General features: G+C 62.0%; 28 protein-coding genes. 11 read left to right on the top strand and 17 right to left on the bottom strand.

The window, feature by feature from the left end:
- Window positions 1-23: 23 nt before the first annotated feature.
- Window positions 24-551: an SRPBCC family protein gene (locus tag OPV09_RS16510; RefSeq protein WP_338678799.1), complete on the bottom strand. Its 528-nt coding sequence runs from the start codon at window positions 549-551 to the stop codon at window positions 24-26.
- Window positions 552-768: 217 nt separating this feature from the next.
- On the opposite strand from OPV09_RS16510, the gene OPV09_RS16505 reads away from it, so the two are divergent.
- The gene (locus OPV09_RS16505) at window positions 769-1,554 is read left to right on the top strand and encodes a DNA/RNA non-specific endonuclease (RefSeq protein ID WP_338678798.1); all 786 of its coding nucleotides are present in this window, start codon (window positions 769-771) and stop codon (window positions 1,552-1,554) included.
- 21 nt (window positions 1,555-1,575) lie between these two features.
- Window positions 1,576-1,830, top strand: coding sequence for a hypothetical protein (locus OPV09_RS16500; RefSeq protein WP_319991534.1), 255 nt, complete (start codon window positions 1,576-1,578; stop codon window positions 1,828-1,830).
- A gap of 52 nt (window positions 1,831-1,882) precedes the next feature.
- Here the strand turns inward: OPV09_RS16500 and OPV09_RS16495 are convergent, their stop codons facing one another.
- The 6 genes from OPV09_RS16495 to OPV09_RS16470 form a co-directional block, all read right to left on the bottom strand.
- Entirely contained in the window at window positions 1,883-4,717 is a 2,835-nt protein-coding gene (locus tag OPV09_RS16495) for a TonB-dependent receptor (protein ID WP_338678797.1), read from the bottom strand.
- Window positions 4,718-5,374: 657 nt separating this feature from the next.
- The gene (locus OPV09_RS16490) at window positions 5,375-8,239 is read right to left on the bottom strand and encodes a pitrilysin family protein (RefSeq protein ID WP_338678796.1); all 2,865 of its coding nucleotides are present in this window, start codon (window positions 8,237-8,239) and stop codon (window positions 5,375-5,377) included.
- 91 nt (window positions 8,240-8,330) lie between these two features.
- Entirely contained in the window at window positions 8,331-8,663 is a 333-nt protein-coding gene (locus tag OPV09_RS16485) for a type II toxin-antitoxin system RelE/ParE family toxin (protein WP_338678795.1), read from the bottom strand.
- Window position 8,664: 1 nt separating this feature from the next.
- On the bottom strand, window positions 8,665-8,952 hold the full coding sequence (locus OPV09_RS16480) for a type II toxin-antitoxin system Phd/YefM family antitoxin (protein ID WP_338678794.1): 288 nt from the start codon (window positions 8,950-8,952) through the stop codon (window positions 8,665-8,667).
- An 82-nt stretch (window positions 8,953-9,034) separates the two neighbouring features.
- Complete coding sequence (locus OPV09_RS16475; protein WP_257620405.1) at window positions 9,035-10,021, bottom strand: sensor domain-containing diguanylate cyclase; 987 nt, start codon at window positions 10,019-10,021, stop codon at window positions 9,035-9,037.
- Window positions 10,022-10,110: 89 nt separating this feature from the next.
- A complete protein-coding gene (locus OPV09_RS16470; protein WP_338678793.1) occupies window positions 10,111-11,010 on the bottom strand; it encodes a sensor histidine kinase in 900 nt (299 codons plus the stop codon).
- 288 nt (window positions 11,011-11,298) lie between these two features.
- Between OPV09_RS16470 and queE the strand changes: the two genes are divergently transcribed.
- The 8 genes from queE (at window position 11,299) to OPV09_RS16430 (ending at window position 20,011) form a co-directional block, all read left to right on the top strand.
- Window positions 11,299-11,934 carry a 7-carboxy-7-deazaguanine synthase gene (gene queE, locus OPV09_RS16465; protein ID WP_338678792.1) on the top strand — a complete coding sequence of 212 codons (636 nt, stop codon included), beginning with the start codon at window positions 11,299-11,301 and terminating at the stop codon, window positions 11,932-11,934.
- Window positions 11,935-11,942: 8 nt separating this feature from the next.
- Window positions 11,943-12,389 carry a 6-carboxytetrahydropterin synthase QueD gene (gene queD / locus OPV09_RS16460; protein WP_034755997.1) on the top strand — a complete coding sequence of 149 codons (447 nt, stop codon included), beginning with the start codon at window positions 11,943-11,945 and terminating at the stop codon, window positions 12,387-12,389.
- Window positions 12,382-12,891, top strand: a complete 510-nt coding sequence (tadA, locus tag OPV09_RS16455) for a tRNA adenosine(34) deaminase TadA (RefSeq protein ID WP_319991540.1) — start codon at window positions 12,382-12,384, stop codon at window positions 12,889-12,891. The genes queD and tadA overlap by 8 nt, the downstream gene beginning before the upstream one ends.
- A 201-nt stretch (window positions 12,892-13,092) precedes the next feature.
- The gene (locus OPV09_RS16450) at window positions 13,093-15,456 is read left to right on the top strand and encodes a TonB-dependent hemoglobin/transferrin/lactoferrin family receptor (protein ID WP_338678791.1); all 2,364 of its coding nucleotides are present in this window, start codon (window positions 13,093-13,095) and stop codon (window positions 15,454-15,456) included.
- A gap of 63 nt (window positions 15,457-15,519) precedes the next feature.
- Complete coding sequence (locus OPV09_RS16445; RefSeq protein WP_338678790.1) at window positions 15,520-16,677, top strand: hemin-degrading factor; 1,158 nt, start codon at window positions 15,520-15,522, stop codon at window positions 16,675-16,677.
- A gap of 270 nt (window positions 16,678-16,947) precedes the next feature.
- Window positions 16,948-17,865 carry an alpha/beta hydrolase gene (locus OPV09_RS16440; RefSeq protein WP_319991543.1) on the top strand — a complete coding sequence of 306 codons (918 nt, stop codon included), beginning with the start codon at window positions 16,948-16,950 and terminating at the stop codon, window positions 17,863-17,865.
- A 32-nt stretch (window positions 17,866-17,897) separates the two neighbouring features.
- Window positions 17,898-18,815, top strand: a complete 918-nt coding sequence (gene ldcA / locus OPV09_RS16435; protein ID WP_338678788.1) for a muramoyltetrapeptide carboxypeptidase — start codon at window positions 17,898-17,900, stop codon at window positions 18,813-18,815.
- A gap of 14 nt (window positions 18,816-18,829) precedes the next feature.
- Window positions 18,830-20,011 carry a DUF418 domain-containing protein gene (locus OPV09_RS16430; RefSeq protein WP_338678787.1) on the top strand — a complete coding sequence of 394 codons (1,182 nt, stop codon included), beginning with the start codon at window positions 18,830-18,832 and terminating at the stop codon, window positions 20,009-20,011.
- Between the two features lies 1 nt (window position 20,012).
- Here OPV09_RS16430 and OPV09_RS16425 read toward each other — a convergent pair whose 3' ends face one another.
- Window positions 20,013-20,726 carry an SOS response-associated peptidase gene (locus OPV09_RS16425; protein WP_338678786.1) on the bottom strand — a complete coding sequence of 238 codons (714 nt, stop codon included), beginning with the start codon at window positions 20,724-20,726 and terminating at the stop codon, window positions 20,013-20,015.
- Between the two features lie 142 nt (window positions 20,727-20,868).
- Between OPV09_RS16425 and OPV09_RS16420 the strand changes: the two genes are divergently transcribed.
- The gene (locus OPV09_RS16420) at window positions 20,869-21,090 is read left to right on the top strand and encodes a hypothetical protein (RefSeq protein WP_034756009.1); all 222 of its coding nucleotides are present in this window, start codon (window positions 20,869-20,871) and stop codon (window positions 21,088-21,090) included.
- A 7-nt stretch (window positions 21,091-21,097) separates the two neighbouring features.
- Here OPV09_RS16420 and OPV09_RS16415 read toward each other — a convergent pair whose 3' ends face one another.
- The 9 genes from OPV09_RS16415 to OPV09_RS16375 all read right to left on the bottom strand — a co-directional run bounded on the left by OPV09_RS16415 (window position 21,098) and on the right by OPV09_RS16375 (window position 26,558).
- On the bottom strand, window positions 21,098-21,343 hold the full coding sequence (locus OPV09_RS16415) for a hypothetical protein (protein WP_338678785.1): 246 nt from the start codon (window positions 21,341-21,343) through the stop codon (window positions 21,098-21,100).
- A gap of 73 nt (window positions 21,344-21,416) precedes the next feature.
- Window positions 21,417-21,722 (bottom strand): hypothetical protein, encoded by a 306-nt coding sequence (locus tag OPV09_RS16410; protein WP_338678784.1) that lies wholly within the window; start codon window positions 21,720-21,722, stop codon window positions 21,417-21,419.
- Window positions 21,723-21,955: 233 nt separating this feature from the next.
- A complete protein-coding gene (locus OPV09_RS16405; RefSeq protein ID WP_034756014.1) occupies window positions 21,956-22,162 on the bottom strand; it encodes a hypothetical protein in 207 nt (68 codons plus the stop codon).
- 87 nt (window positions 22,163-22,249) lie between these two features.
- Window positions 22,250-22,819 (bottom strand): manganese efflux pump MntP, encoded by a 570-nt coding sequence (mntP, locus tag OPV09_RS16400; RefSeq protein ID WP_034756017.1) that lies wholly within the window; start codon window positions 22,817-22,819, stop codon window positions 22,250-22,252.
- Between the two features lie 58 nt (window positions 22,820-22,877).
- The gene (locus tag OPV09_RS16395) at window positions 22,878-23,732 is read right to left on the bottom strand and encodes an undecaprenyl-diphosphate phosphatase (RefSeq protein WP_338678783.1); all 855 of its coding nucleotides are present in this window, start codon (window positions 23,730-23,732) and stop codon (window positions 22,878-22,880) included.
- A gap of 110 nt (window positions 23,733-23,842) precedes the next feature.
- Window positions 23,843-24,694: an alpha/beta hydrolase gene (locus OPV09_RS16390; RefSeq protein WP_338678782.1), complete on the bottom strand. Its 852-nt coding sequence runs from the start codon at window positions 24,692-24,694 to the stop codon at window positions 23,843-23,845.
- Between the two features lie 85 nt (window positions 24,695-24,779).
- On the bottom strand, window positions 24,780-25,415 hold the full coding sequence (locus tag OPV09_RS16385) for a hypothetical protein (protein WP_338678781.1): 636 nt from the start codon (window positions 25,413-25,415) through the stop codon (window positions 24,780-24,782).
- Window positions 25,416-25,519: 104 nt separating this feature from the next.
- Window positions 25,520-25,852: a hypothetical protein gene (locus OPV09_RS16380; protein WP_338678780.1), complete on the bottom strand. Its 333-nt coding sequence runs from the start codon at window positions 25,850-25,852 to the stop codon at window positions 25,520-25,522.
- 25 nt (window positions 25,853-25,877) lie between these two features.
- Entirely contained in the window at window positions 25,878-26,558 is a 681-nt protein-coding gene (locus OPV09_RS16375) for a hypothetical protein (protein WP_219328964.1), read from the bottom strand.
- Between the last annotated feature and the right edge of the window lie 6 nt (window positions 26,559-26,564).

Raw genomic sequence — 26,564 nt, 5'->3', positions numbered from 1 at the left:
GTTTCCATGTGCTGCGAGCGGGCTTAGCGTTCCGCGGCCGCCTTCAGGTTGTTCAAGCCTTTTTCAAAATCCTTGCCGATCATCCTGTCCATGCTGACGAAGACCGTCATGACCTTGCTGACGTAAGGGCTGGGGCCCGTCATGGTCCAGTTCACCTTGGTGCCGTCGCCTTCGGGCGTCATGGTAAGCGTGGTGGTATTGTGGCTTTCGAAGGGTTTGAGGAAGTCCAGCTTGATGACGGTGCGTTCGGGCTGGGCCGCTTCCGTGATTTCCATGCGGCCGGCGCCCACCTTGTCATTGCCTTGCCACGCATATTGCGCGCCCAGGCCATTGGCCGGGCCCGTAAACGTGCGGCGCATGGCCGGATCGAGCTTTTCCCACGGCGACCAGGCAGCCCAGTAATGGAAGTCCGTGATCAGGGCGGCGATTTTCTCGGGCGGGGCCTTGATGGTGATTTCGCGCTGGACACTGAAAGTGTCGGGCTTGGTGGTGGCATAGCCGAGGATGGCGGCGACGACGACGACGATCAGCAGCAGGGTTTTTTTGATCATATGCTCTCCAAATCTTGAATGGTCGATGCGAACGAATCTAGGCAATCTTAGCAGATATGAATGGCTGTGCGGGGCCTGTTGGCCTTTATTTGCGCCAGCTCTGCGCAGGCCCGCCTGCCTGCCCGTTTCCAGGCGCGCACGCCAGGCTGGTGCGGGTTTGTGGTGACGGCCCGCGTCCGCTAGAATGCTGGCCTGCAAAGATTTCACTTAGGGAAATATGATTCAACGATCGATCGCCAGGCTGACCCTGGCGTGCGGCTTGCTGGCTTCCGCCTTTGCCGCGAACCTGGCGCATGCCGATGCCTGTCCCGCCCATTACGTCGATGGCCGCAAGCCGGAAATCACCAACCCCAAGCTGGACGTGGCGACCAAGGAGCTGTGCTACAACGTGTTTGGCGTAATGCACTCGGGTATCACGCGCACGCCGCTGTGGTCGGCCGAGCACTTGACGGCGAACAACCTCGAAGCGGCGCAGGATTTGTCGCGCGAAAACTCCTTCCACGCCGAACGCAAGCTGCCTGCCGCCCAGCGTGCCGAGCTGGCCGACTATGCGCGCAGCGGCTTCGACCGTGGCCACATGGCGCCCAACGGCGACATGCCGGACCGCCAGAGCCAGCGCGACAGCTTTACCCTGGCCAACATGGTGCCGCAAGATTCGCGCAACAACCGCTATGTGTGGGCCGGCATCGAAGGCGCCGTGCGCAAGATGGCGAAAAAAGAAGGCGACCTGTACGTGATCACGGGGCCGGCTTTTATTGGCGGCAAATTGCGCAAGGTGGGCCGGGTGATCGTGCCCAGCCATCTGTACAAGGCCGTGTACAGCCCGCGCCAGCGCGCCGGCGCCGCCTACTTCATTGAAAACGTCGATACCAAGACGTATGAAGTGCTGAGCATTGCGCAACTGGAAGACAGGATCGGCATCGATCTGTTACCGTCGCTGACGCGCCAGCAAAAGTTGCGCATGCTGAGTTTGCCCAAGGTGAAGAGCAAGTCCAAGAAATAAGACCGTCAAAAAGGAAATCCCATGTGCGCAAAGAAATTCGTCCCGTATGCCAATGAAAGCGATGTGCTGGAAATCGGCAGCCTGACCATCGAAAACCGGATCGACCGCATCAGCATCAGCGGCGACATCGACCTGACCCTGGACAAGCCGGGCCTGGCCCTGGCCAAACAGCTGCAAAAACTGCTGGGCGACGTGGTGGCGCAGCTGGAAAAGCAGGAACTGCCCGATCAGCTGCCGCCGCCCGAGGTGACGTCGGTGGCCAATCCCTTCGAGTAGTGGTCACAAAAAACGCCTCCCGAAGGAGGCGTTGGTCTCTGCGTGCGGTTAATTAAAACGTGTAGCGCGCATTGAAGGTGAAGTAGCGGCCATAGGCGTTATGCAAGCCTTCGTTGTAGCCGACGGCTGGGTAGTCGGGATCATACGGTGCGGCGCGGTCGAACAGATTCTGGATATTGATGCCCAGGCTCAGGTTCTTGAAGCCGGTGTATGTATAACCGAGGCCCACCGTGGTCCAGCTGGCGACCTTGCAGTCCGGGAAGGCCGTTTCGTAGCCAGGGATCGTGGTATTGCGATCCGGCGCCGCATCGGTAGGCTTCTTCGTGCCAAAGGAGCAGAAGGGCTGGTCGTAGATCTCGGCGCCGTCGCGGCTACGCTTGAGCGATACGCTGCCAACGAAGTTCAGCGAGGCGTTGACGCTATGGTCGCCACGCGTCCAGTTGGTGGTCAGCGAAGCCTTGACCTTCGGCATGTCGGTGCCGGTGGACAATTGCCAGTCGTACAGGTTAGGACGGGTACCCGCGACGTTGTTGACCGTGTCGCCCTCGTGCTGTTCCAGCTTGTAGCTGTAGACGTAGGTGCCGCGCAAGGCGGTGCTGAGCGAACCCCATTCACCGAGCTTGTTACGCAGACGACCTTCGAAATCGACGCCGCGCAGTTCGGTCGAACCCTGATTGGACCAAGGCGTCTTGACCGACAACAAGGTGCCCGTGCCGGGAATCGGATTGCCGTTCGCGTCCGTGATGAAGTTGGCCGGGTTCTGGTCGCGCAGGACGTTTTCCGGCGAGCGGTCTTCGTTCTTCAGCGCTTCGCTGGCCGTACCCAGCGCCACTTCTTTTTCCTTGCGCACGCGGTACACGTCGACGACCACGTCGATGTTGGAGGTTGGCGAGTAGATCAGGCCCAGCGAGTAGCTTTTCGACGTTTCCGGCTTCAGGTCCGGATTGGCGCCACCGACGCCAGAGATCGACTTGCTGCAGTCGGCCGTCACGCCGCCGGGACGCGGGGTGCTTTCATCTTCCTGGCAGCGTTTCGGATCCCACACGCCTTGCAGGAAGAATTGCGCGCCGCCTGGCGTCACTTGCGACAGTGCGGGAGCGCGGAAACCTTCGGCATACGTGCCGCGGAAGGCCAGCGTATCCGTGGCGGTCCACTTGGCGCCCACTTTCGGCACGAAGTTGGTTTTGATGCCAGGATATTTGTCTACCCGGCCGGCAAAGTCCATCTCGAAGCTCTTGGTGAATGGCGTGCGCAGCTCGACGAAGGCCGACTTGACGTTGCGTTGGCCGTCGATAATGGTATTCGACTGTCCGTAGATTTCGCCGTTGGCCACCTTGCTGTCCGGATCGATGCGGATTTTCTCTTGGCGCAGTTCGAAGCCGATGGCCAGGCCCATGGCCCCGCCGCCCAGCTTGCCGAATTCCGTGCTGGCCTTTCCGTCGAGCTGGACGATTTCCGCTACGCCTTCACTTTTCGGATCGTAGCCGATGGTCGGATCGGCCGCCAACTGCGCCAGCGACGTGCCGGTATTGAGTTTGCGCAAGGTTGGCAGGTACAGGCGGCCATATTGCGTTTCATCGCGTTCCGAGCGGTTCCACAGCAAGCCGGTGTCCCAGCTCCAGCCGAAGTGATCGCCTTGCAGGCCCGTCAGCAAACGCATGTTCTGGTTGACCGTTTCCGAGCCGCCACGCAGGTTTTCAAAGCGGTAGGCAACCGATGCGCGGGCATTCGTCAGCGGGTTGTCCGGATGGCCAATCGGCAGGATGGCCTGGAATGGGTCGGCCAGGCCCGTCGCCATGTAGTTGGTGACGGAGGTCGTGCCGAGGGAGATCGGCGCGCCCGTGTACGAGCGTGAGGAGCGCGTGTAAGCCGCTTCCGCGTAGCCGGTGATGCTGCTGCTGAGCTTCAAGGTGCCGCGGCTCAACACGCTGGCATCGCGGCCGTCGCCCTGGCTTTCGAGGAATTGATCGAGGTCATAGTTACAGAAGGTGCGGCCAATCAGGATGCTCGTTGGCAGCAGGCCATCCTTGGTGCCGCCCGTAATGCGTTCAGACGGGTCGCAGCCCAGATTGAACGTCACGCGCTGTGGCGCGTTCGCTTGCGTCACGCCGAAGTTGCGCGAGCCTGGCGATGATTCGCGGTACACGGTCGCGTATTTCGAGACGGAACTCGAGTAGTTGGAGCGGAAGCGGCCGTTCAAGTCCTGGTAGGTCGAGTAGGCGACATCCTTGGCGTCGCGGCGGGCAACGCGGTCGCGTTGCGAGAAGTCGACGGCCGCGAAGACGTTGTAGCCATCGGTTTCGAGGTCGCCCGTGCCGAAGAAGCCACTGACGTTCTTGCGGCGGAACAAACCATCGTCGTTGGCGCCCGCGTTACCGGCGATTTGCGCACCGCGATAGTTCGATTTGGTGATGAAGTTGATGACCCCGCCGATGGCGTCCGAGCCGTAGACGGCCGATGCGCCGTCTTTCAGGATTTCGACGCGGTCCAGGGCGGACAACGGGATGCTGTTCAAGTCATACAGGGTGGAGTTGCCGTTGTTCGGGTCGGCGTAGGCCGATGGCGTCATGCGCCGTCCGTTCAACAGGATCAGGGTGGAGCTTGAGCCCAGGCCGCGCAGCGAAGCGGTGGCGACACCCTTGGCAAAACCGGAACCGCCGAGCTGGTCCTGGTTGGTATCGGTGCCCATCGATGGCACCAGTTTCATCAGTTCGGCAACGGTCGATGCGCCGCTGTCCTTGATATCCTTGGCGGTAATCACGTCGACAGGGGAGGTGCCTTCCTTGTCGGCCCGCTTCAAGTTCGAACCGGTAATGAGAATTTTTTGCAGCGCTGGCTCCTGCGGTGCCAGTTGCGCGTAGACCAATTGCGAGGAAGACAAGGTCAAGGCGACTGCGATCACACTTTGTTTTAAGACTATTTTTTTAAGCAAAATATTCTCCATCGAATTTCAACTGCTGAACACATGGTCGGACATCGTTGTACGATGCGCGACTTTCCCGGTCTAGTGGATCGCTTCAGCGATTTTTGTTGCAAAACCGTATAAACAGTATTGCCTAGACCTTTATCAAAACATTTTCAGAAAAGTTGCGCCATGCTTTTTTCAACATTGTCACGTTGACACAACAGTTTATACAGAATATTTTTATGCTTACATATTTGGTAAAAAATTGATGGCAGGAAAAAGATTTTATGTTAAGAAATGTCTTGAAATTGATAAATAATTAATGAAAAAAACACAACATAATATTATTAACTTATTGTTTTATAAGGAATAATTTAAAATTATTCTCTGTCATTGTTACTTTTTGTTGTTTTGCGGATGTCCATTCAAGTTGCAAACTTTTACATTTGTAATATGTTGCAGATGCACTATTCTGGTGCGGTGGCGGAGCCTCTATGATGTTCCCGGCGAGGCGAGATAATATCGGCAGATAATCGTAATCTGATGTTGCGATGCGCCATTTCTGTGCATAAAAAAAGCCGCCAGCTTTATGCTGGCGGCCATGATTGCATTTACTTGGTGCGTTATTTTTTGCTGCGCTTACTTCGCGAACGCCTGCGCCGCCGGTGTCACCGTGACGGCCGCCGGCTGGATGTTCAGCTTCATCGCGCCGATGACCTTGTCTTCATCGAGCAAGGCTTGCGGCTTGTTGCCGTCGTACTTGATGGGAGAAAACGCGTCGCTGACGAGCTTTTCCTTCAAGCCGGCCGCATCCTTGGCGACGATCACCACGGACAGGTTCTTTGCCGACAAATGTTGCTTGATGGCGCGGTTGACGTCCGCCAGCGTCAGTGTCGACAATCCATCACGCATCAGCTTGGTGAACTCGGGCGTGCCATACCATTGCGAATCGAGCGCATAGCCCAGTTGCTGGTCTTGCGTCGACGTCATGACGAAGACGTTCTTCATCAGGTAGTCGCGCGTGGTGGCGAAATCGTCTTGGGTCAGGCCGTTGTCGATCAGCTTGCCCAATTCCGTCAGGGCCACGCGCAGCGCGAAGTGGGCGTTGTCCGGCGCCACGGGGCGGATCCAGATTTCGAACAGCTGTGCCTTGCGGCCCAGGTTCGGGTTCGGGAAGAACTGGAACATGCCGCGCGGGAAGGCTTCAATGTACGCGTAATCGCCATAGTTCATGCCGCGGATTTCACGGATGCGCTGGTACAGATAGGAATTCGAGGCGCGATGCTCGCCCAGCCATGTCTTCGCCAGCCACAAGGCGGGGAAGTCCGGGTGCGTGCGCGTCACATCCAAAGGCAGGCCGAAGGAAATGGCCGTGGCGCGCGTGTTTTTCTCGATGATTTCCACTTCCAGGCCGTTTGCCTTGCGGCCCGCGGGTTTGACGGTGGCGGGCAAGCCCGGGCCGGCCGGCAAGCCTGCCAGCGCCTGCGTCAGTGACGCCGTCATGGCCTCGGACACGTCGCCGGAAATGCCTACTTTGACGGCGCCTTGCGCATACGCGCTCTTCCAGAACTGTTTCACGTCGTCGAGGGTGATGGCGTCGATGCCGGCGACCGTGCCCAGCACCGGGTGGCCGTACGGCGTGCCCGCATACACATTCGTTTGCAGGCGTTCCTTGGCGAATTCCTCTTCGTTATTGTCCTTCAAGTCCAGCAGCAGCGCGTTCTTTTGCGCATCCTTCAGGCGGCGGAAGTCGTCTTCGCGGAAACCGGGCGAGAGCAGCAGGGGCAGGGCGATGGCGTTGAACTGCGTCCAGTTATCCTTGTGGATGGAACCCGTAAACGTCGTCATTTCCTTGTCCGTCTGCTGGCTGAAACTGCCGGCCAGCGGGAACAGGGCCTGGTTGACTTCGTCGATCTTGCGCTCGGACGAGCCGCCGGACGCCACCATGGACGCCGTCAGCGCGGCCAGGCCTTCCTTGCCTTGCGGGTCTTGCGCGGAACCGGCCATAAACAGCAGCTTGTAGCGGATTTGCGGCAGCGCGGACTTTTGCACCAGCACGTCGAACTTCGCGTTCGAGGCGGCCGGCAGCAGGCTGGCCAGCTTCGGCGTGGTGGCGATGGCGGCGGCCATCGGCTGATGCGACAGGGTGGTGACCACCAGGCCATCGTCCGTCAGGTATTTGCGCGCGGCTGCCTGCAGGTCGGCCGGCGTGAGCGTATCGATCAGGCGGTAGTACTGGTTGATGGTGGCATACGAGCGGTCGAAATGCACGAACGACGCCAGGGTGCCGGCGATCTGCTCCGTGTTGTCGAGCGAGCGGATCAAACCGTATTTTTCCGCCGACTTGGCGTCCGCCAGGTCCTTTTCGCTCACTGGCGTGTCGCGCAGCCGCGCCACGGTGGCCAGGATGGCGTCGCGCACGTAGACGGCGTCATCGACGTTTTTCACGCGCGCGCCCAGCACGGCCAGGGTAGGATCGACACGGTCCGGCGTCATTTCGAACAGCTGGTCGACCTTTTGCTCGTTTTGCACGAGGCGTTTATACAGCGGCGAGGTGCGGCCGAACGACAGCGACAGCAACGTTGCCAGTGCCGCCTGGTCCTTGTCCTTCACGGAAAACGCGGGCGCGTGGAAGCCGACGGCCACCCATGGCAGGGTCGGCGTGGGCCAGGCCACGTGCTTGTAGACGGGGCCGCGCGGCGCGGGCTCGACGGGCACGGCCGCCTGCTGCTTGCCGCGCTGCCAGCCGCTCCAGTATTTTTCCACCAGCGCAATGGCGTGCTGCGGTTCCACGTCGCCGGCGATGATGATGGTGGTGCGCTCGGGACGGTACCAGCGGTCGAAGAAGATCTTCGAATACGCGTACTGGTTCGGCATGTCTTCGATATCCTGGATAAAACCCATCGTCGTGTGCTTGTAGGTATGCGTCGTGTAGGCGCTGTCGCGCATCACTTCAAACAGTTTCGAGACGGGATTGGCGCTGTTCTTGTTGTATTCGCCCAGCACGGCCCGCGATTCCGTCTTGAACGCGTCTTCCGCGTAGTCGAGGTGCTGGAAGCGGTCCGCTTCCACCTTCAGCACAGTTTCCAGGTCCTGCTTGGCAAACGTCGTGTGGTAATTGGTCAGGTCGTCGCTCGTATACGCATTCTGGCGCGCGCCGGCGCGGGTGATGACTTCCTGGTATTTTTCGGGCGGGTACGCCTTGGTGCCGCGGAACATCATGTGCTCGAAGAAGTGGGCAAAGCCGGACTTGCCCGGCTCGACTTCATTGCGCGAGCCCGTCTGCACGGGTATCTGCAGGGAGACGAGGTTCGGGAAACCGGTCGGCACGATGATGATCTTCAAGCCATTGGGCAAGGTCTTTTCCGTCGCCTTGAACGGCAGCAAATCGGCTTTGCTGGCGGCGGCGCTGTGGGCGGCCGCCGGTTTGACGGGTGCTGCGCCCAGGTTCGACGAGGCCATGGCCGACAGGGCCAGGGCGAAAGCGGGTAATAAAGCAGGCATGATTCTTGACACGGGGGCTCCTTCTTTTTTTGGAAATGTGGAAAGTGCAACGCCGCAGCATAGAATATTCGTGCCGCCGTGCATAGGGGCTTTAAAAGTCGGGCCGCAGGATGCGCTTGGTGAGGTGGGTCAGAAAGTCGCGCCGGGTCGGCAGGAACATGCGGATGTACACGATGTCGTGCGTACGGTCATGGTGGTAGAGGACGCGAATCTCTTCGCACAGGCGTTGCCGCACGTCCATGCCGACTTCGCGAGCGGCTTCGACGGGCGTGCCGCTGTCGGGAAAGGTTTTCAGATCAGAGAATAATTGCCGGAAAGCGACGATGAACTGCGCATGCGCGGCGGCAGTGTGGTGCGCCTTGAAAACGCTGCGCAGCTCATTGAAATCGGCTTGCGCGCTCTTCAGCACGACGATGTGCGTCATCTCAAGCCTGGTCGAGGCTGGCCAGGAAATCTTCTTCGGACACGACGTCGCCGCGCGCGATGTCCTGGTTGCCCATGGCGATCAGTTTCATGAACGCATGCTGTTCCTGCATCTGCTGCACTTGCCGCTTGCCTTCCTGATACGCGTGCATCGATAGCACGACCATTTTTGCTTCGCCATTTTGCGTGATGATGATGGGCTCGTCCTGGCCAGCGTCAAAGCTGTTGACGATCTCCGTCGTATTGGCCTTAAGGTAGGAAATCGGCTTGATGCGCTCCTTGAGGTTCATGGCGGCTCCGGATGCGAAAAATTGTGACAGGACCAAATATACACCAAATTTGGTCGTGTTTCCTGATACTGGTACTTGTTGCTTACGTCAGCGTCGTTTCCGGCAGGCTGATGCGGTTGCGGCCCAGGTGCTTGGCGCGGTACAGGGCGCAGTCGGCCGTATGGATCAGCTGCCCCAGCTCCGTGCCGGGACCGGGCAGGGCCGTGGCGGCGCCGATGCTGACGGTGACGCAGGCGCCGTCCGGACGCTTGCGAGGCAGTTGCAGCCGCTCCACGCGATGGCGGATGCGTTCAGCCACGATGGCCGCGCCCTTGAGGGACTGGTTCGGCAGGATGACGGCAAACTCTTCGCCGCCGTAGCGCGCCACCAGGTCGTTGGCGCGCATTTCGCTGGCGACGGCGCCGGCGACCTTGCGCAGGCACAGGTCGCCGCCCTGGTGGCCGTGGCTGTCGTTGTATTCCTTGAAATTGTCGACGTCAACCATCAGCAGCGACAACGGCTGGCCCTGCCGCTGGGCGCGCTGCCACTCGGCCAGGATGGTGTCGTCGAAGCAGCGCCGGTTGGCCAGCCCCGTCAAGCCGTCGCGCGTGGCCAGGCGTTCCAGTTCCACGTGTGCGCGCTTTTCATCCGTCATGTCGCGCAGGGTTTCGACGACGGCGATCAGTTCGCCGTGATTGCCGTAGATGGGGCTGGCATCGACGGCCAGGTAGCGCCGCCGTCCCGTGCGCGGCATGTCGCACCAGTTTTCCGCGCACAGGTTGCTACCCGTGCTGCTGCGGTATTGCTGCTGGGTATGCAGGGCGCGCATGTCGCCGCCGCGCCCGGCCAGCAGCAGGTCGGCCAGCGTGGGGCGCTCGTCGTTGTAAAAGCAGCGGCCCGGTTCGCGCGCACCCAGCACTTCGGCCGCCGGTACGCCCGTCAACTGCTCGCAGGCGCGGTTCCAGATCATCACCTTGCCATGCACATCGAGTACAAAGGTGGGCACGACCAGCAATTCCATCATCTTGACGGCGAAACCCTGGGCTTCACCATATGGCGATGGGCTGGCATGTGCGTGGCTATCCGGCATGAAAGCATCCTTCTCGGGCGTGAATGGGGCTGGCTCGTTGGCCATGATGCAGCGTGGGGTAGTGACGGTGTTGATATTGAGCAATATTTTCAGTGATGGACCATTGCTTCGTCGTGGCAGACCGGCAGGGGCAGCGACACGCGCAAGGTGGTGCCGGCGCCGCTGCGGCTGTCGATGTGCAGGCTGCCGCCGGCGGCGGCCACGCGCTCATGCATGCCGGACAGGCCGCAACCGAGGCGCGGCGGCGAGCCCGACAGTCCGATGCCATCGTCGCTGATGCGGCAAGCCACGGTGGCGCCCGTTTGCTGGAGGCACAGCTGGACATGCGTGGCGCGCGCATGGCGGGCAATGTTCGCCAGCGCTTCCTGCACCACGTGGTACAGCAAGGCGCCATGCGTGCGGCCGGCGGCGGCGTCGAGTTGGTAGTCGCAGCCGCAGCCGATGCCGGTGGTACGCGTGAAGTCGGCCAGCAGTTCATCGCATGCCGCTTGCAGGCCCGCGTCGAGGGCAGGCGGGCGCAGGTCATGGATGACGCAGCGCAGCGCCGCGATGGTCAGGTCGACATTGCGCGCGATCACGGCCAGCTGTTGCTCCAGCTGGGGCGCCGCGTCATGGGTGCTGGTCTGCAGCATGGACAGGTCGATCTTCAGGGTCAGCAGATGCTGGCCCAGGTCGTCGTGGATGTCGCGCCCGATGCGCAGGCGTTCCTGCTCGCGCGCCTGCTGCTGCCCGCTGGTCAGGCGCGCCTGCTCGGCCTCTTCGCGCAGCTGTTCCAGCGCCTGCAGGCGCAGCGCCAGGCGGTGCTGGCGCCACAGCAGCAGCGCGAGCGCGCCGAGCAGGATAGCGCAGGCCAGCATCAAAGGGGAGGGCGCACCGGCCGGCAGCTTTGGCCCGGCCGCGTATCCGGCGTGCAGGGTGGCGAGTGCGCTGGCCGCCAGACAGGCCAGAATGCTCAGACGGTACGGCAGGCGTAGCCAGCGTTGCATCATTTCTCGCTCCCTAAATGTTTTCCAGAAGGCAATCTTATTACAGAAAATATATTAACTGTGGGCTATTTATATTGTCTAAACGCAAAAGCCGCGCAGTTATGCCTTTCGCCGTGGCTTTCTGGTCCTTTGGCGCCGCACGGCCAGGTGACGGGCACGGCATTTGCACGGGAAGTGTCGTGGCGGCATATAATAGAGGGTTGTCAATCGGCTTTTGCGGTTCCGGCGGTATGCGCCGGCATCGCTGCGTACGCCCTGCGCGAGGACGCCAGCCAGCTCTTAGGAAATACAGTGACTTATAGCATCAAAGAGATTTTTTACACCCTGCAGGGCGAAGGTGCGCACGCGGGCCGTCCGGCCGTGTTTTGCCGCTTTTCCGGCTGCAACCTGTGGACGGGCCGCGAAAGCGACCGCGCCACGGCCGTGTGCCAGTTCTGCGACACGGATTTCGTCGGCACCGACGGCGAACTGGGCGGCAAATTCAAGACGCCGCAGGAACTCGCCGCGCTGATCGACAGCCTGTGGCCGGCCAGCTACGCACCGAGCAAATACGTGGTGTTTACGGGCGGCGAGCCGCTGCTGCAGCTGGATACGGCCCTGATCGACGTCATGCACGCGGTCGGCTTTACCATCGCCATCGAAACCAACGGTACCTTGCCCGTGCCGGCCGGCGTGGACTGGATCTGCGTCAGCCCGAAGATGGGTTCGACACTGGTCGTCCACAAAGGCAATGAAATCAAGGTGGTCATTCCCCAGTTCCAGCAAGACCTGGCCGCCTACGAACAACTGGATTTCGAGAACTTCTTCGTGCAGGCGATGGATGGCCCCCTGGCTGCGCACAACATGAAGCTGGCCATCGAAACGTGCAAAAGCAACCCGAAGTGGAAGCTGAGCCTGCAAACCCATAAACTCCTGCAAATACCTTAACAACACATATGCTGACTATCACACGCAAGCTCGAATTCGACGCGGGCCACCGCATTCCCGACCACAAAAGCCAGTGCCGCAACCTGCACGGCCACCGCTACACGGTGGAAATCACCCTGGTCGGCAAGGTCATCGAAGCGGAAGGCAATTCCGACAATGGCATGATCATGGACTTTTCCGACGTAAAAACCCTGGCTAAGCAGCACCTGGTCGACGTGTGGGACCACGCCTTCCTCGTCTACGAAAAAGACACGGCCGTGCGCGACTTCCTGGCCAGCCTGCCCGACCATAAAACCGTCGTCATCGACCGCATCCCGACCGTGGAAAACCTGGCGCGCATCGCCTTCGACATTTTGAAGGCCGCATTTACCGACCATTTCGGCACGGGCTTGCACCTGCATAAGCTGGTGCTGCATGAAACGCCGAATTGCTGGGCAGAAGTAACCGATGACTGAAATGCACGCTAGCGCGCAGGATGCGCGCTACATGCAGCTGGCCCTGGACCAGGCCCAGCATGCGTGGGACCTCGGCGAAGTGCCCGTTGGTGCCGTTGTCGTCAAGGATGGCGAAGTCATCGCCGTCGGCTACAACCAGCCCATCGGCCGCCACGACCCCACGGCGCACGCGGAAGTGATGGCCTTGCGCGCGGCCGCCGAAAAGTTGGGCAACTACCGGCTGCCCGGCTGCGAGCTGTACGTGACCCTGGAGCCGTGCGTGATGTGTTCGGGCGCCATGCTGCATGCGCGTCTGGCCCGCGTGGTGTATGGCGCGGGCGACCCGAAGACGGGCGCCTGCGGTTCCGTGCTGAACCTGTTCGAGCAGCCGGCGCTGAACCACCAGACGGCTATCGTCGGCGGCGTGTTGGCCGATGAGTGCGGCGCTTTTCTCAAGCGTTTCTTTGCCGAGCGCCGCCGCGCGCAGGCCGAGGCGCGCAAGCTGGCCCATCCGCCAGCCTGACATCAGCCCAAGATGCCAGCCATGCCAGCCCTCCAGGCTGGCATTTTTATAATTGTTGCGAAATAACATCTGTCTAGACCAATTGTCATTCTCAAATGAGAATGATTCGTGTTACAGTATTGTTTTCGCCAGCAAACTTCCCTTGCGCATCGTTATCGATCCGGGTTCAAGAGCCAGCCTTTACTCTTAGACCGGACCATCATGACTACTGTGCTTCCGCAGCGCACCGCTGCACCCGTCGTATCTTCAGCCCATCAGCCTGCCCGCCGCCACAACCTGGTGCTGCGCGCCACCTTGCTGGGCCTGTTTGCAGCGCCGATGCTGCCTGCCGTTGCGCAAAATGCCGCCATCAACGCGGGCACGGCCGCCCAGGAACCGGCCAAGCTGCCGGTTTTCCCTGAAATTGTCGTCAATGCCAAGCAGGATTACGAGCGCCGCGCCGGCACCAAGACGGTTATTAGCAACGACGACCTGGAGCGCCGTGGCGTGACGGACATGGGCGGCATCGTGCGTTATTTGCCATTGATCAGCGCGCCGGCAGCGGCTTCGGGCAGCGGCAGCGTGTGGGATGGTTCGGGCAACACGGGCTATAACATCCGCGGCCTGGAAGGCAACCGGGTCAGCCTGGACGTCGATGGCATTTCCTTGCCCGCCGCGGCACCTAAGCCTGATGGCAATACCCTCAACGCCTTCGGCACGGGCCGTGATTATTTCGATCCTGAAACCTTCCGCGAAGTACGCATCGATTCGGGCACGACGGCCGTCAGCGGCGCCAGCCCTGGCCTGGGCGGTGGCGTGGCCTTTGTCACCAAGTCGCCCGAGGATTATCTGGGTGAAGGGCAAGACCATTACGTGGCCTATAAATACGGCCGCGCCACGGCCGACCGCAGCAATGCGCACACCCTGACGGGCGCCGCCAAGCTCGGCGCCAGCCTGCAAGGCCTGGCCGTGTATGTGCACCGCGATGGCGAGCAGCTCGACAGCCGCGGCAGCGCCAGCGTCAACCCCGACGACTGGCATTCGAACGCCTTGTTGTCCAAGCTGGTGTGGGCGTCGCCGGGCGAACAGAAGCTGGACTTGACGGTCGACATGTTCGAGCGCAAGAACAAGCGCGATCTGCGCAACAAGGTCAGCACGTATTATCCGACGGGCGTGCAGCAGGATTCCACCACCAGGCGCACGCGCGTCAGCCTGGGCCACGACGTGGTGCTCAAGGATTTCGCCCTGTTCGACCGCCTGACGTCGAAAGTGTATCTGCAGAATGCGAAAACCGATGACAGGACGCAAGGCCTCTACACCTTCGGCAGCCCGGCACAGCGTACCATCGACACCAGCTTCAAGAACGACAGCATCGGCCTGACGTCGGAAGCGTTCAAGCAGCTCAATGCGGACAACGCGCTGCTGTACGGCGTGCAGCTGGAACAGCTGAAAACGCGCCGCCCGTGGCGCGAAGACCGCGTCATCGTTGCCACCGGCCAGCATCAGATCACCAACAAGAACCGCATGGCCGACATGGACACGACCAAGCTGGCCCTGTACGTGCGCGACGATCTCAGTTTCAATCTGGCCGGCAAGAAAGCCGTGCTGACGCCGGGCTTGCGTGCCGACTACCGCAAGAACGAGCCGAAAAACCTGCAAAACTATGTGATCGCCGTGCCGAACGCGGCCAAGGAAGTGCGCAAGGAAAGCGACACGTATTTCACGCCGAGCCTGAGCCTGTCCGTGGAAGTGTTGCCGCAAATGAACGCGTATGCCACCTTCACGCGCGGCACGCGCCTGCCGACGGCGGCCGAGCGCACCGGTACCTACGATTCCTTCAGCTACACGGGCAGGGGGACGGGCTATGCCGTGCTGGGCAATGCGAATTTGCGCAAGGAAACCAGCCAGGCCTATGAACTGGGTTTGAAGGGCGACATCGTCAAGGGCTTGAGCATGCACGCGTCCGTCTACCAGACGGAATACAAGAACATGATCGAGTACGTGATGCAGGAAGATGATCCCGTGAACTATCCCACCATCGTGCAGGGTTTGTTCCGCCCGGAAAACATCGGCGATGCCCGTACCTGGGGCGGGGAGCTGACCCTGCGCGCGGAGCTGGGCGCCTGGGCACCGGCCATGCAGGGTTATCGTGTCGACCTGGCCACGGGCGTGGCCAAGGGCCGCTCCTTCAATACCCGGACGGGCGAGAGCGGCGGCCTGGCCTCGGTGGCGCCATCCAAGACGGCGCTGACCTTCGGTTACGACCACACCAACATGCTGTTCGGCCTGGAACTGACGGCGCTGCATGCCGGCGACAAGCAGGCGCCGAACGACTTGCTGATGGGTACGACCGCGCCGCGCTTCAAGGTGCCGTCGTACACCATCTTCGACTTGTCGACTTACTGGAACGTGCACAAGAACGCGAAGATCGTCGTCGGCGTGTACAACTTGACGGATCGCAAGTACTGGGATTACGCGGCTTCGCGCAGCCTGTCCGCCGGCACCACGGCCGCCAGCCGTGCCGAGATCGAGCGCTACGCCAAGCCGGGCCGCAATGTGGCGGCCAGCCTGAGCCTGAACTTCTAAATTTTTTACCGGGGAGGGGTGCTTGCCCCTCTGTTTTTCCATGTTTGATTGAATGGTCTCTCTATGAAGTTATCCAAACTCGTTCTATCCCTGCTAGGCAGCCTGCTGATCGCAAACGCAACCGCGGCCCCAGCCACTTTGGCGGAACGCTGGTCCACCTTGCGCACGGAACAGCCGAAGCTGCAGATCCGCGACGCGGCCCGCGCGCTGGGTGTGTCCGAAGCACAATTGCTGGCAACCAATATCGGCAAGGGCGTCACGCGCCTGCAGGCCGATGGCAACCAGCCGCGCGAAATCATGCGCGCCGCCCTGGACCTGGGCACCGTGCAAGCGATCACGCGCAATGAAAACGGCGTCATTGAAACGACGGGCGTCGCCAGCAAGTTCAAGCAGGCGGGCGACAAGTCGGAACAGGCCGACGCCAAGCAAGACCCGGAAACGGAAGCGCGCCAGCGCAATATCGCCGGCGGCTACCTGGGCGGCCAGATCGACCTGCGTTTCCACTTTGAAAACTGGAAATACGCATTTGCCGTGGAACAGGCGGGCCGCGATGGCAAGCCGACGCGCAGCCTGCAATTCTTTGATGCCAACGGCACGGCCGTGCACAAGATCTACCTGCGCAACGAGCCTGGCGTGGCCGTCTACGACAAGCTGGTGGCCACCTTCCGCATGCCTCAGCAAAGTGCCGAGCTGAACGTGCTGGCCGTGGCGCCCAAGGCCGCTGAAAAGCCGGACGCCGAAATCGACGTCAAGGAATTCCAGCTGGCCTGGAAAGACATGACGGACGTGCACCAGTTTGCGCAAATCATGCGCGAATTCCATCTGTCGCGCGAACAGGCGCTGCGCCTGGCGCCGGCCGGCGTGGTCGAGCGCGTGACGCCGGAAGCGCTGCGCACCCTGCTGGAAAACGCGGCCAAGGACAAGGTCGCCATCATGGTGTTCCTGGGCAATGAAGGCTTGACGCAGATCTACAGCGGCAAGATCGAAAAAACCATGGCCGCCGGCGGCTTCTTCAACGTGCTGGACCCGGACTTCAACCTGCACATCCGCGACACGGCCCTGCGCAGCGGCTGGGTCGTCAAGCGCGGCGGCGTCACTTCCGTCGAATTCTTCGACAAGGAAGGCACGCAAGTGGTCTCCTTCTTCGGCGTGCGCGAGCGCGGTAAACCGCAGCCGCAAGCGTGGGTGGACTTGGCTGACAGCCTGCCAAAGGAAAAATAATGTTTTTTGCAAGTTGATGAGTGTCAGCACGTGACAGAGCCGTAGCGAGCGGAAGCGAATTGTGGTCGAGAAGCGCAACCGTACTTTAGGTACGGTGAGTATCGCAGGCCGCAAGTCGCGACGCGCAGTAGGTTCTGTCATGTGCAAGCAGAGCAACACTTCAGTGTGAGTGCCGCGTGCCGGTCTCATGTCTGAAGCACAATAGTGGTATGCTGGTTGCAAGGCCGCAGCGATCGTGCCTGCGTGCTGGTTCCTGTAAGAGAGGCAATCATGGCAACCATCATGGCGAACGGCCTCAACATAGCTTATGAAAGCCACGGCGACCCCAACGATCCGTGCGTGCTGCTCGTCATGGGCCTGGGCATGCAGCTGATTGCCTGGCCGGCGGACTTCGTCGAAGGCATCGTCGAGCAAGGTTTTCACGTGCTACGTTTCGATAACCGCGACAGCGGCCTGTCGAGCAAGATGGCGCTGGCGGGCAAACCGTATCTGCCGCTGGCCTACGTGAAAAACCTGCTGGGCTGGCCCCTCAAAACTTCCTACACCCTCAATGACATGGCGGACGACGCGCTCGGTTTGCTGGCGGCCCTGCGTATTGCGCAGGCGCACGTGATCGGCGTGTCGATGGGCGGCATGATCGCGCAAGTGATGGCGGCGCGCGCGCCGCTGCAGGTGCTCAGCCTGACGTCCATCATGTCGAGCAGCGGCCGGCGCGGCTTGCCCGGCCCCACGCGGGCTGCGCGCAACGCCTTGTTGCAACGTCCGAAACGCAATGCCAGCCGCGCAGAACTGATGGCGCACATGGCGGCCACCGTGCGCGTCATCGGCAGCCCCGCCTATCCCGTGTCGGAAAAGCTGCTGTACCAGCGCATCGAAGCGGCGCTGCAGCGCGGCAGCTGCCCCGAAGGCGTGGCGCGGCAAATGGTGGCCATCGCCGCCTCGGGCGAGCGCACGGCCCTGTTGCCGAGCATCAGTTGCCCGGCGCTGGTGATCCATGGCGCGGCCGACCCCTTGATCCCCGTCGCCTGCGGCATCGATACGGCGGCGCTGATCCCGGGCGCCCGGCTCGAGGTGATCGAAGGCATGGGGCACGACATGCCGCCCCAGCTGATCGAGCGCCTGCTTGCCTTGATCGATGTGCATCTGCAAGGTAAGATGGCGCCCCAGATGCGCTCCCAGCCAGCCTAGGCGCGCCCACAACTTTTGAAGGCACGGGCATTTTGAAGACACCTGAGATTGGCATCGCCATCGTTGCACCGGGCGGTTATGCGCCCGACGCGGCGGCTTTGGAGCGCGGCATCGCCCGCTTGCAGGCGCAAGGCGCCACCGTCCACAATTACTACGACCCCGACCACACATTCCAGCGCTTCGGCGGCACGGACGCGGGCCGCCTGGCACAGCTGAACGCGGCCGCTGCGGACCCGGACGTGCAGGTGGTGATCGCTCTGCGCGGCAGCTACGGCATCAGCCGCATCCTGCCCGAGATCGACTTTACTGCCATGGCCGACAGCGGCAAACTGTTTGTCGGCTACAGCGACTTCACGGCCTTCCACATGGGCTTGCTGGCGAAAACGGGCCGCGCCAGCTTTGCCGGACCCATGATCTGCGACGATTTCATCCGTGACGAGCCCGAGCAATTTACGCTCGACCAACTGTGGTCGTGCCTGGCCGGTCCCACGCACACGGTCATGGGCACGGCGGCGGGCAATCCGCAGGTCGCGCTGCAAGGCAAGCTGTGGGGCGGTAACCTGGCCATGCTGGTCCACTTGCTCGGCACGCCGTATTTCCCCGAGATCGATGGCGGCATTTTGTTCCTGGAAGACGTCAACGAACACCCATACCGGGTCGAACGCATGCTGCTGCAATTGCTGCACGCGGGCGTGTTTCAGCGTCAGCAAGCCGTGGTACTTGGCGATTTTTCCGCCTATAAATTGAGTCCGATGGACAATGGCTACGATTTCGGCGCCATGCTGGCCTACGTGCGCGAACGCCTGCCCGTGCCCGTGCTGACGGGGCTCGAGTTCGGCCATATCCGCCGCCGTGTTACCTTGCCGTTCGGCGGCCAAGCGCGCCTGCAATCGGATGCGTCCGGCTTCAGTCTGCAAGTGACCGACTACCCGACCCTGGCGCGCCCCTGAACGCCTTGAGCTCCATGTCCGCCAAGCCCGGCAGGCTGCTGCAGCTCGATGTGCTGCGCGGCATCGCCGTGTTTGGCATCCTGCTGGTGAATATCTGGGGCTTTGCCTGGGGCACCTTGTCCCTGCGCTACGGTACCTTGCCGGCGCAGCCGCCCGTGCTGGACCAGCTCGTCATTTTCGGCGTGGCGGCGCTGGCGCAATTCAAGTTCTATCCCATCTTCGCGTTTCTGTTCGGCGCGGGATTTGCCTTGCAGACACGTTCCCTGAAGCGCCAACTGGGCAGCTGGGAGCAGGCGCAAGCGGCCTATCGGCGCCGGCTGCACTGGCTGCTCGTGTTTGGCCTGCTACATGGTTTCCTTATCTGGAGCGGCGACGTGCTGACTTCGTATGCGGTGGCCGGCATGCTGATCCTGCCGCTGGCAGCGGCCAAACTGAGCCGCATACGCAACCGCGCCTGGCTGGTGGCCGCCGGTTTTCTGTTATTCATGTGCTTGCTGATTCCCATGGGCCAGCAGGGCGGCGCGCCGGACATCGCGCGCGACCTGCAAGGCTTTGCGGACCGCTACGCCATCTACACGCAGGGCAATGTGCTGGCCGTGGCCAGACTGCGCGCCAACGATTTTCTTGTCTCCTTGCTGTACGCCATCGTCATGCTGCCGCACATCATCGTGCTGTTCCTGCTGGGCATCCTGTCCGTGCGCCTGGACTGGCTGACGCAGCCGCAGCGCCACCAGCTGCTGTGGCGCCGCGTGCGTGCGGTAGGGCTGGGCGTGGGCTTGCCGTTCAACCTGCTGGCCGCGGGCGCCGTCGCGTGGCAGGTGGCCGATCCGTATCAAACCGTGTTCAATACGGCCCTGTTCGAAGTGGGCCTGTTCGCCGGCGGCCCCGTGCTGGCGGCTGGCTATGTGGCGGCGCTGATGCTGGCCGGTCCTTTCATGCTGCGCTGGCTAGCGGTATGGCTGGCGCCCGTGGGACGCATGGCGCTCAGCAATTATCTGCTGCAGTCGGTGATCGGCACGTGGCTGCTGCAAGGGCCGGGCCTGGGCTGGGGCGCAACACTGCGTCCGGCCGAGATGCTGGGACTGGCCGTGCTGATCATGGCAGGGCAGGTGCTGCTCAGCCGCTACTGGCTGCGACATTTCCGCCAGGGGCCGATGGAAGCGCTGTGGCGCCGGCTGGCACGATTGCCCGCCTGAGTTAGTCGCCCCAGTCGAACGCGCTTTGCGCCGCGGCCGGTGGCGGCGGCTTGGGTTTGGCCGTTGGCACGAGCGGATTATCGACGGCATGCCACTCGAACAGTTCCACGTCGAGCATGCAGATGCGCGCCAGGTGCAGTGCTTGCTCCGGTGTCAAGGCGGGGTCGAGCCAGCGGTGCGCGTCTTCGCGGCTGACGGCCACGGGCCGGCGGTCGTGGACGTCGACCATGCCGCCGAGGCTGTCGGCCGTCACCAGCACGAAACCCGCTTCTTCGCGGTTGTGCTTATACGGCCCGAACTGGGCCAGCGCCAGCAGGAACAGGGGCGCACGGTCCTTGCGGTGGATGTGCCACGGCTGTTTGCTGCCTTTTTCTCCCGTCCATTCGTACCAGCCATGCACGCAGACGATGCCGCGCCCCGCGCGCAGCAGGGGCTTCCAGTAGGACCCGGCGAGTTTTTCCAGGCGGGCATTGATGGCGATGGGGATTTTTTTCTTGCCGGGCGCGGGCACGGCTTGCGCGGCCCAGGCGGGGCGGTAGCCCCAGAAGACATCGTCGACCCTGTGCACGCCATCCTGGATATGCAGCACGGGTCGGTAAGTGCCAGGCGACACGTTCAGGTGCGGCTCGGCCTCGCTGTCGAATACCGCGTCGGTCCAGCCGAACAATGACGCCAGCTCGGGCGCCGTACCATTTTGATCGAGTCGTCCACACATGTTGAAATCATACCCGATCACCGGGCGCCGCGAGGCAGGCGCGTGCGTGCTTTCTGTGTGTGATCAAGCGTACAGACTGCTTGCGCGCGCGGGCGCACAGTAAGGTCAGTCAGGTCCCTGACGCTTTCGCCTCGGAGGAAATATGTCTTTTGAAAATCCCACCATCCACAAAGGTTTTATTATCAGCGCCACGGCCAGCCAGCGCCGCGATGGCCGCTGGGTAGGTTCGTATGTCAGCCAGAACCAGGCGTGCGGCGCCTATGCGGATACCTGCGACTATGACGATTGCAGTAATGAAAAAGAAGCGCAGCAACTGGCCTTGTCGATCGGCTGGCGCCTGGCCGATGGCGTGCCGGCGCGCTGAAATCGCCTTAGCGCTTGCCCCGCAAGGCCAGCAACAGGCCGGCGAACGGCAGCAGCAGGGCGGCGCCCAGGCGCACGGAGGTCAGCGATGCGGTCTCGACGCCCAGTATATAAGGCAAGGCCAGCAGTAGCAGGGGTGCGGGAACGGCAATCGCGAAGAAAAACAGATACCAAGAGTAGCCGTTTTTCTTGGCCAGCAAGGCGATCAGCGCGCAGCCGACGAGGAAGACCAGCGGTAAATTCACAAATTCCATGGTGTTGAGTTTTTATCCGGGAAAGCGCGTCATTATACGCACGGTCCCGAATGACCGGACGGGCTTGCCCGTGTCAGTTGCCGACGAAATCCGGCGGCTGCGGCGCCTGTTTCCCAGCGAGTTGAGCATCGGCCGGCAGCAAGGCCTTGATGGCGCCGTTATAGATGAGTTCCTGCGCATACGCCGATGCCTCGATCAAGGCCGCATGCACGGACTTGAAACTGCTCGGCGTTTCTATCAATACGGGCTTGGCATACACCTGCTGCGTATCGCCGCGCTTGCTGATCAAAATCATGCCCCGGTAGCGCCCATCCTTCTCCAGCGCCCCCGCCACATGAAATTCATAGCCCCTGATCTGGTGTTTTTGTCCCTGATCCATGTCTCCCGCCTCCAGACCTGATTGTCATGGCTTTGGACTATCCATTCGATTGGAACGGTTGAGTGTTTGATTTGAATCAATACGTTCACAGAAAAGCTTTAACGAGCGTATCGACGTTTGCCGCAAGCGTAGCGAGCGGAGGGGATGTGTGGCTGAGAAGCGCAACCGCACTTTGGTGCGATGAGCATCGCCAGCCGCAAGGCGCCGCGCGCAGTAGCTTGCGGCAGCCGTCATCACCCAGCGCGAATGGCGCGGATTTGTTGGGCGGTTTCCTCAATCTCCCGATACGCTTCCTGGATATAGCCATTGATCGGGTGCCCATCCATCCACTCGAAATAGGCACGCTCGTCGTGTTTGATGGCAAAAGGAACGTGGTGGTCGCGTATCGATTCGGCAGTTTCGCGCACCAGCGAGGCAAAAAGCAGCTCAATAGTTTCCATGATGGTCACCTTGTGAGACAGGAATGCAGAGCATTGAATGTAGCACAAAGCGCGCCGCCGGGGCCGCGCGCATCGCTTGTCCGGACCTCAGGCCGGATGGCCGATATGCTCGTACAGGATCACGCAGCCGATGACGATCAGCACGAGGCCGCCCACCAGTTCGGCGCGCCGGCCCGCCACCGTGCCCAGCACGCGGCCCAGCATCACGCCCAGGGTCACCATGACGAAGGTTGAAAAGCCGATGGCGGCGGCAGTGACGACAATATTCGCGCCCAGCAAGGCCAGACCGGCACCCACGACCATGGCGTCGATGCTGGTGGCCAGGCCCGTGACGGCCAGCACCCAGAACGAGTGCGACTGGGCCGGCGCTTCCTCCTCATCGCTATCGCTCAAGGCATTGCGTATCATCAGCAAGCCGATGATGCCGAGCAGGCTGAAGGCGATCCAGTGGTCCCACGCTTCCACGTAGGGCGCCGCCACGCTGCCCAGGGCCCAGCCGATGATAGGCGTGATGGCTTCGATGACGCCAAAAATCAGGCCCGTGCGCAGCGCCTCGCGCCATTGCGGCTTGTGCAGGGCTGCGCCCTTGCCCACGGCGGCCGCGAAGGCATCGGTGGACATGGCAAGCGAGAGGGCGGCGGTGGCGGCAAAATTCATCGTTGGCTTTCAGTAGAACCTGGCTGGGATGTGTGTGCAAATTGCAAACCCGGCGATTTTACCCTACGTACAAGACGACCAAGGAGGCCAGCAGGCAATACGCGCCAAAGAAATGCCAGCGCCCTTGCTCGAGCCAGCGCGACAGCCAGCGCAGGGCCAGCAAGCCGGCCAGGAACGACAGCAGCATGCCCAGCAGGCTGGGGCCGAGCAAGTGCAGCAGGCTGTTGCCGTGTTCCAGATGGTCCAGGCTGCCTTTTGCCACGGCCTGGTAAAAGCGCCAGCCTTCCTTGACCAGCACGGCCGGCGTCAGCACGACGGCCAGGGCGAAGCTGAATTCCTCGGCGCGGCGCTGCGGCACGCCCATGGCGATACCGGCGGAAATGGTGGCGCCCGAGCGGGAAAATCCCCGGAAGGGCAGGCACAGGCCTTGCACGGCGCCGATCACCATCGCCTTGCCGATGGACAAGGTGCCATGCTGGCGCGCTTGCTGGCGTGAGGACACAATGATCAGTACGCCGGCGGCGGCCAGCGAGGCGGCCATCAGTTTCGCGTTGCCGAACAGGTGTTCGATTTCAAAGCCGGGCGCATCCTTGCTCATGACGTGCGTAATACCCTTCAGCAAGCCAAAGCCGACGATGCCCGTCAGGGCCGTGGCCGCTGCAAGCAGCAGGACGTTGCTGCGAAAAGCGCTGGCCGAACTGAAATAGGTGGCGCGCCAGGATGTCCAGAAATACACGATGACGGCGAACATGGTGCCCGTGTGCAGCATCACCAGCAGCATGGTCAGCTCCGGCGACGTGGGATCCAGCCCCATCAATTTCTCCGCCATGATGACGTGGGCGGAGCTGGACACGGGCAGCAGCTCGGCGAAGCCCTGGACGATGGAAAGAATAAATAGTTGAAGAAAACTCATGGGTATCTGTAATCGGGCGGGGAAAGAAGGGCCGCCGATTTTACCCGCCCGATGTGGCGGGCAAGCCCCGCGCCAGATTACAGTTTGTCCATGTCTTGCTGCCCGGCCGCTTATTGCGGTTTGAACACGGCGCGGAAAGCCTTCAGGGCTGCCGGGTGATAGATCGTGCCATGGGTTTCTTCTGGCATTTTTTCCACATGCCATTGCAAGCCGGGCGGCGCCTGTTTCTCCAGCACGTCGGCCAGGCGCTGCACTTCGATGGCGATGCCTGACTCGCTGCTCGACGCCAGGTACAGGCTGCGCTTGCCTGGTTTGCCCTTGGCCAGCAAGGCTGCCGCTTCGCGCGGCAGGGCGCCGCGATTCCACCACAGGCTGGGGTCGAATGCCAGGTAATGGTCGAACAGCTGCGGTTCCAGCAGATACGTTTCCACTACGAACAGGCCCGCCAGCGATTCGCCGACGATGGCCGTTTCGCCCGTCGTGCGGTAGCGGCGCGCAATTTCCGGCATCAGTTCATCGCGGATGAAGGCCCGGTAGGCGGACGCGCCGCCCACCACGGGGGCGATCTTGCGGTCTTCCGCGCTGTCCGTCGGCCCCGTCAAGTCGCGCCGGCGCTGCGTGTTTTGCATGCCGACCAGCATGAAGGGGCGCATCGTGCCATTTGCTACCGACACTTGCAGCAAGCCGGCCACGTGCAGGAAATCTTCCGCGACGCCACCGTCCGGCATGTACAGCACGGGCAGCGGTGCATCGGGCGCAGTATCCCAGGCACGCGCCATGTACACATTGATGTGGCGCTTTTCCTGCAGCGCCTGCGAATCGATGTTGAAACTTTCACCGATGACGAGCGGCGTAGCCGCGCTGGAGGCCGCGGTAACGGCGGGCGCGGCAGTGGCGAGATGGAAGGGGCTGGACAGCAGCAGGGCTGCGGTGAGGTGCAGTGCAAGGCAGGGGCGGCGCATGTTTTCCTGTGATAAGAGTTGGATCGATGGCATGTACGCGTATGGACATGCCATCGGGCGATTCTATCTTATCTTTGAGGCAGCATTACTTGATCGTCAAGAGTTGCCGATCGCGCACGATGCCGGCCTTGTCGACCGTGTAGGCAACCAGCAGCGCGCCATCCTCGGCGCAGGCATGGCAGGTCATCAGGGGCGTGGAAAACAGCAGGCGCTGGCCGCCATCGTCGGTGGCCGTGCTGCCGACGAAATCGGCGGGCGCAAACGGGACGGAGTCCGGATGGGCGGCGGCAAACGCGCGCCAGGCCGGTGTGGCGCGGTCTTCCTCGCGCACGGAACCTTCGTCGACGTCGATGGCCGCGCCATCGCTGCCGATCAGCAAGGTGCCTTCATTCGTGTTGGCGCGAAACGGATAGGTGACGGTGGCCAGGGCCGCCTTGCCCAGCGGACGCCAGGCCGAGATGAAGCCCGCCTTGTTTGCCTTGACCAGCATCCTGGCGGCGGCGATGGCTTGCGGACGCGCGCCGCTGCGCTGCATGGTGCGCAGCAGGCAGACGTCGGGCGCCGTCGGCGATTGTTCGCTGCGGCAAGCCGACAGCGAGCGTTCCTGCCAGACGGCGCGCGCGTCGATGGGGCCGGTAGCTTGGGCATGGGCCACCTGCATGGCGGCCAGGCCGGTGAAAGCAAGGGCGCTCAATACGCGGCGGGAAGATCGTGTGGACATGGGCGTCTTTCAATGGCGGAAACAGAAGAGCTTCCGATTATAGGAGGGGGCTGGCGTGGAAGCGCGCACGGGATGGTCTTGCCGGCGTCCGGCTTGTGCCTCGGTCAGCGCTTTTTTGCCGTCGCCTGGCGCAAGGCCTTGGCTTCCTGCTTGTTGGGAATATGAGGGCGCGTGGCCAGCTCGGCCTTGACGGCGGCGATGGCGGCGCCGAACAGCTGTTCGGCCTGCTCGACGCTGGCGCCCGCATAGTGTTGCTGGTTGGACTGGGCGGCACGCAGCCGGCGCAGCAGTGCCAGCAATTGCTTGCCGTACAGGGCGTGCAGATCTTGCGCCAGCACTTGCGCGCCCAGCGTGACCTCCACATGCTCGGGGGCAAGCAGGCGCAGCAAAGCCTGGCCTGCGGGCTGGGCGACTGGGGTCAGTTTGGGCTTGTCCATCGGCAGTGTATAGCTCCGTGAAGGATTACAGGTATTCCCAGATTTCATCGAAGGTTTCGCGCGCGAAATCGTTGCGCCAGGCTTCCGAGTTCTTTTCGCGGCTGACGGCAAACACGGCGCGCCATGTCTGCTTTGGCGAGCTCGTGTAGGTTGCGGCGATCTTTTGCAGGCCGGCCGTGCATTGCTCGACCTTGCAGCCGCTCTTCGCCAGTTGCTGGGCGGCAGGCGCCCATGCCACGGGCACCTTGACGACCTGGCATTCGAAGCTGACGGCCGTCGTTTGCATGCCGTTTTGCACCGTCACGGGGTCCGCCTTGGTGGCCTGGCACACGGCGCCATTCTTGGCGGCGATGACATTGGCGGCCAGCAGTTCGGCGGCCGGCGTGACGGCTGCGCGCATGTCGGCGGGGAACAGGTCGGCGATCAGCTTGCCTGTTTGCGTTGGAAACTGGGCGTCCGCTGCCTTCAGGGCGCTGTACGACGCGTATTCGGCGCTTTGATGGCCCGCCAGGCGCGTGGGGCGCAGGTAGGCGTTGAGTTTGGCGACGCTGGCTTCATCCTGGTTGATGATGGTCTTGATATACAGGTCGGCGACGGCCAGCGGCGCCAGTTCGACGGCAGTGGGTTCAGCCGCCATGGCGGGCTGCATCAGCGCGGCGGCGAGGGTGGCGGCCAGCAGTCTGGCGGCAGGAAATGGCTTGTGCATGTGTTT

This window comes from Janthinobacterium sp. TB1-E2 (assembly GCF_036885605.1).
GTDB lineage: Bacteria > Pseudomonadota > Gammaproteobacteria > Burkholderiales > Burkholderiaceae_D > Janthinobacterium > Janthinobacterium aestuarii.
This window is presented reverse-complemented; position numbering and strand designations above follow the sequence as displayed.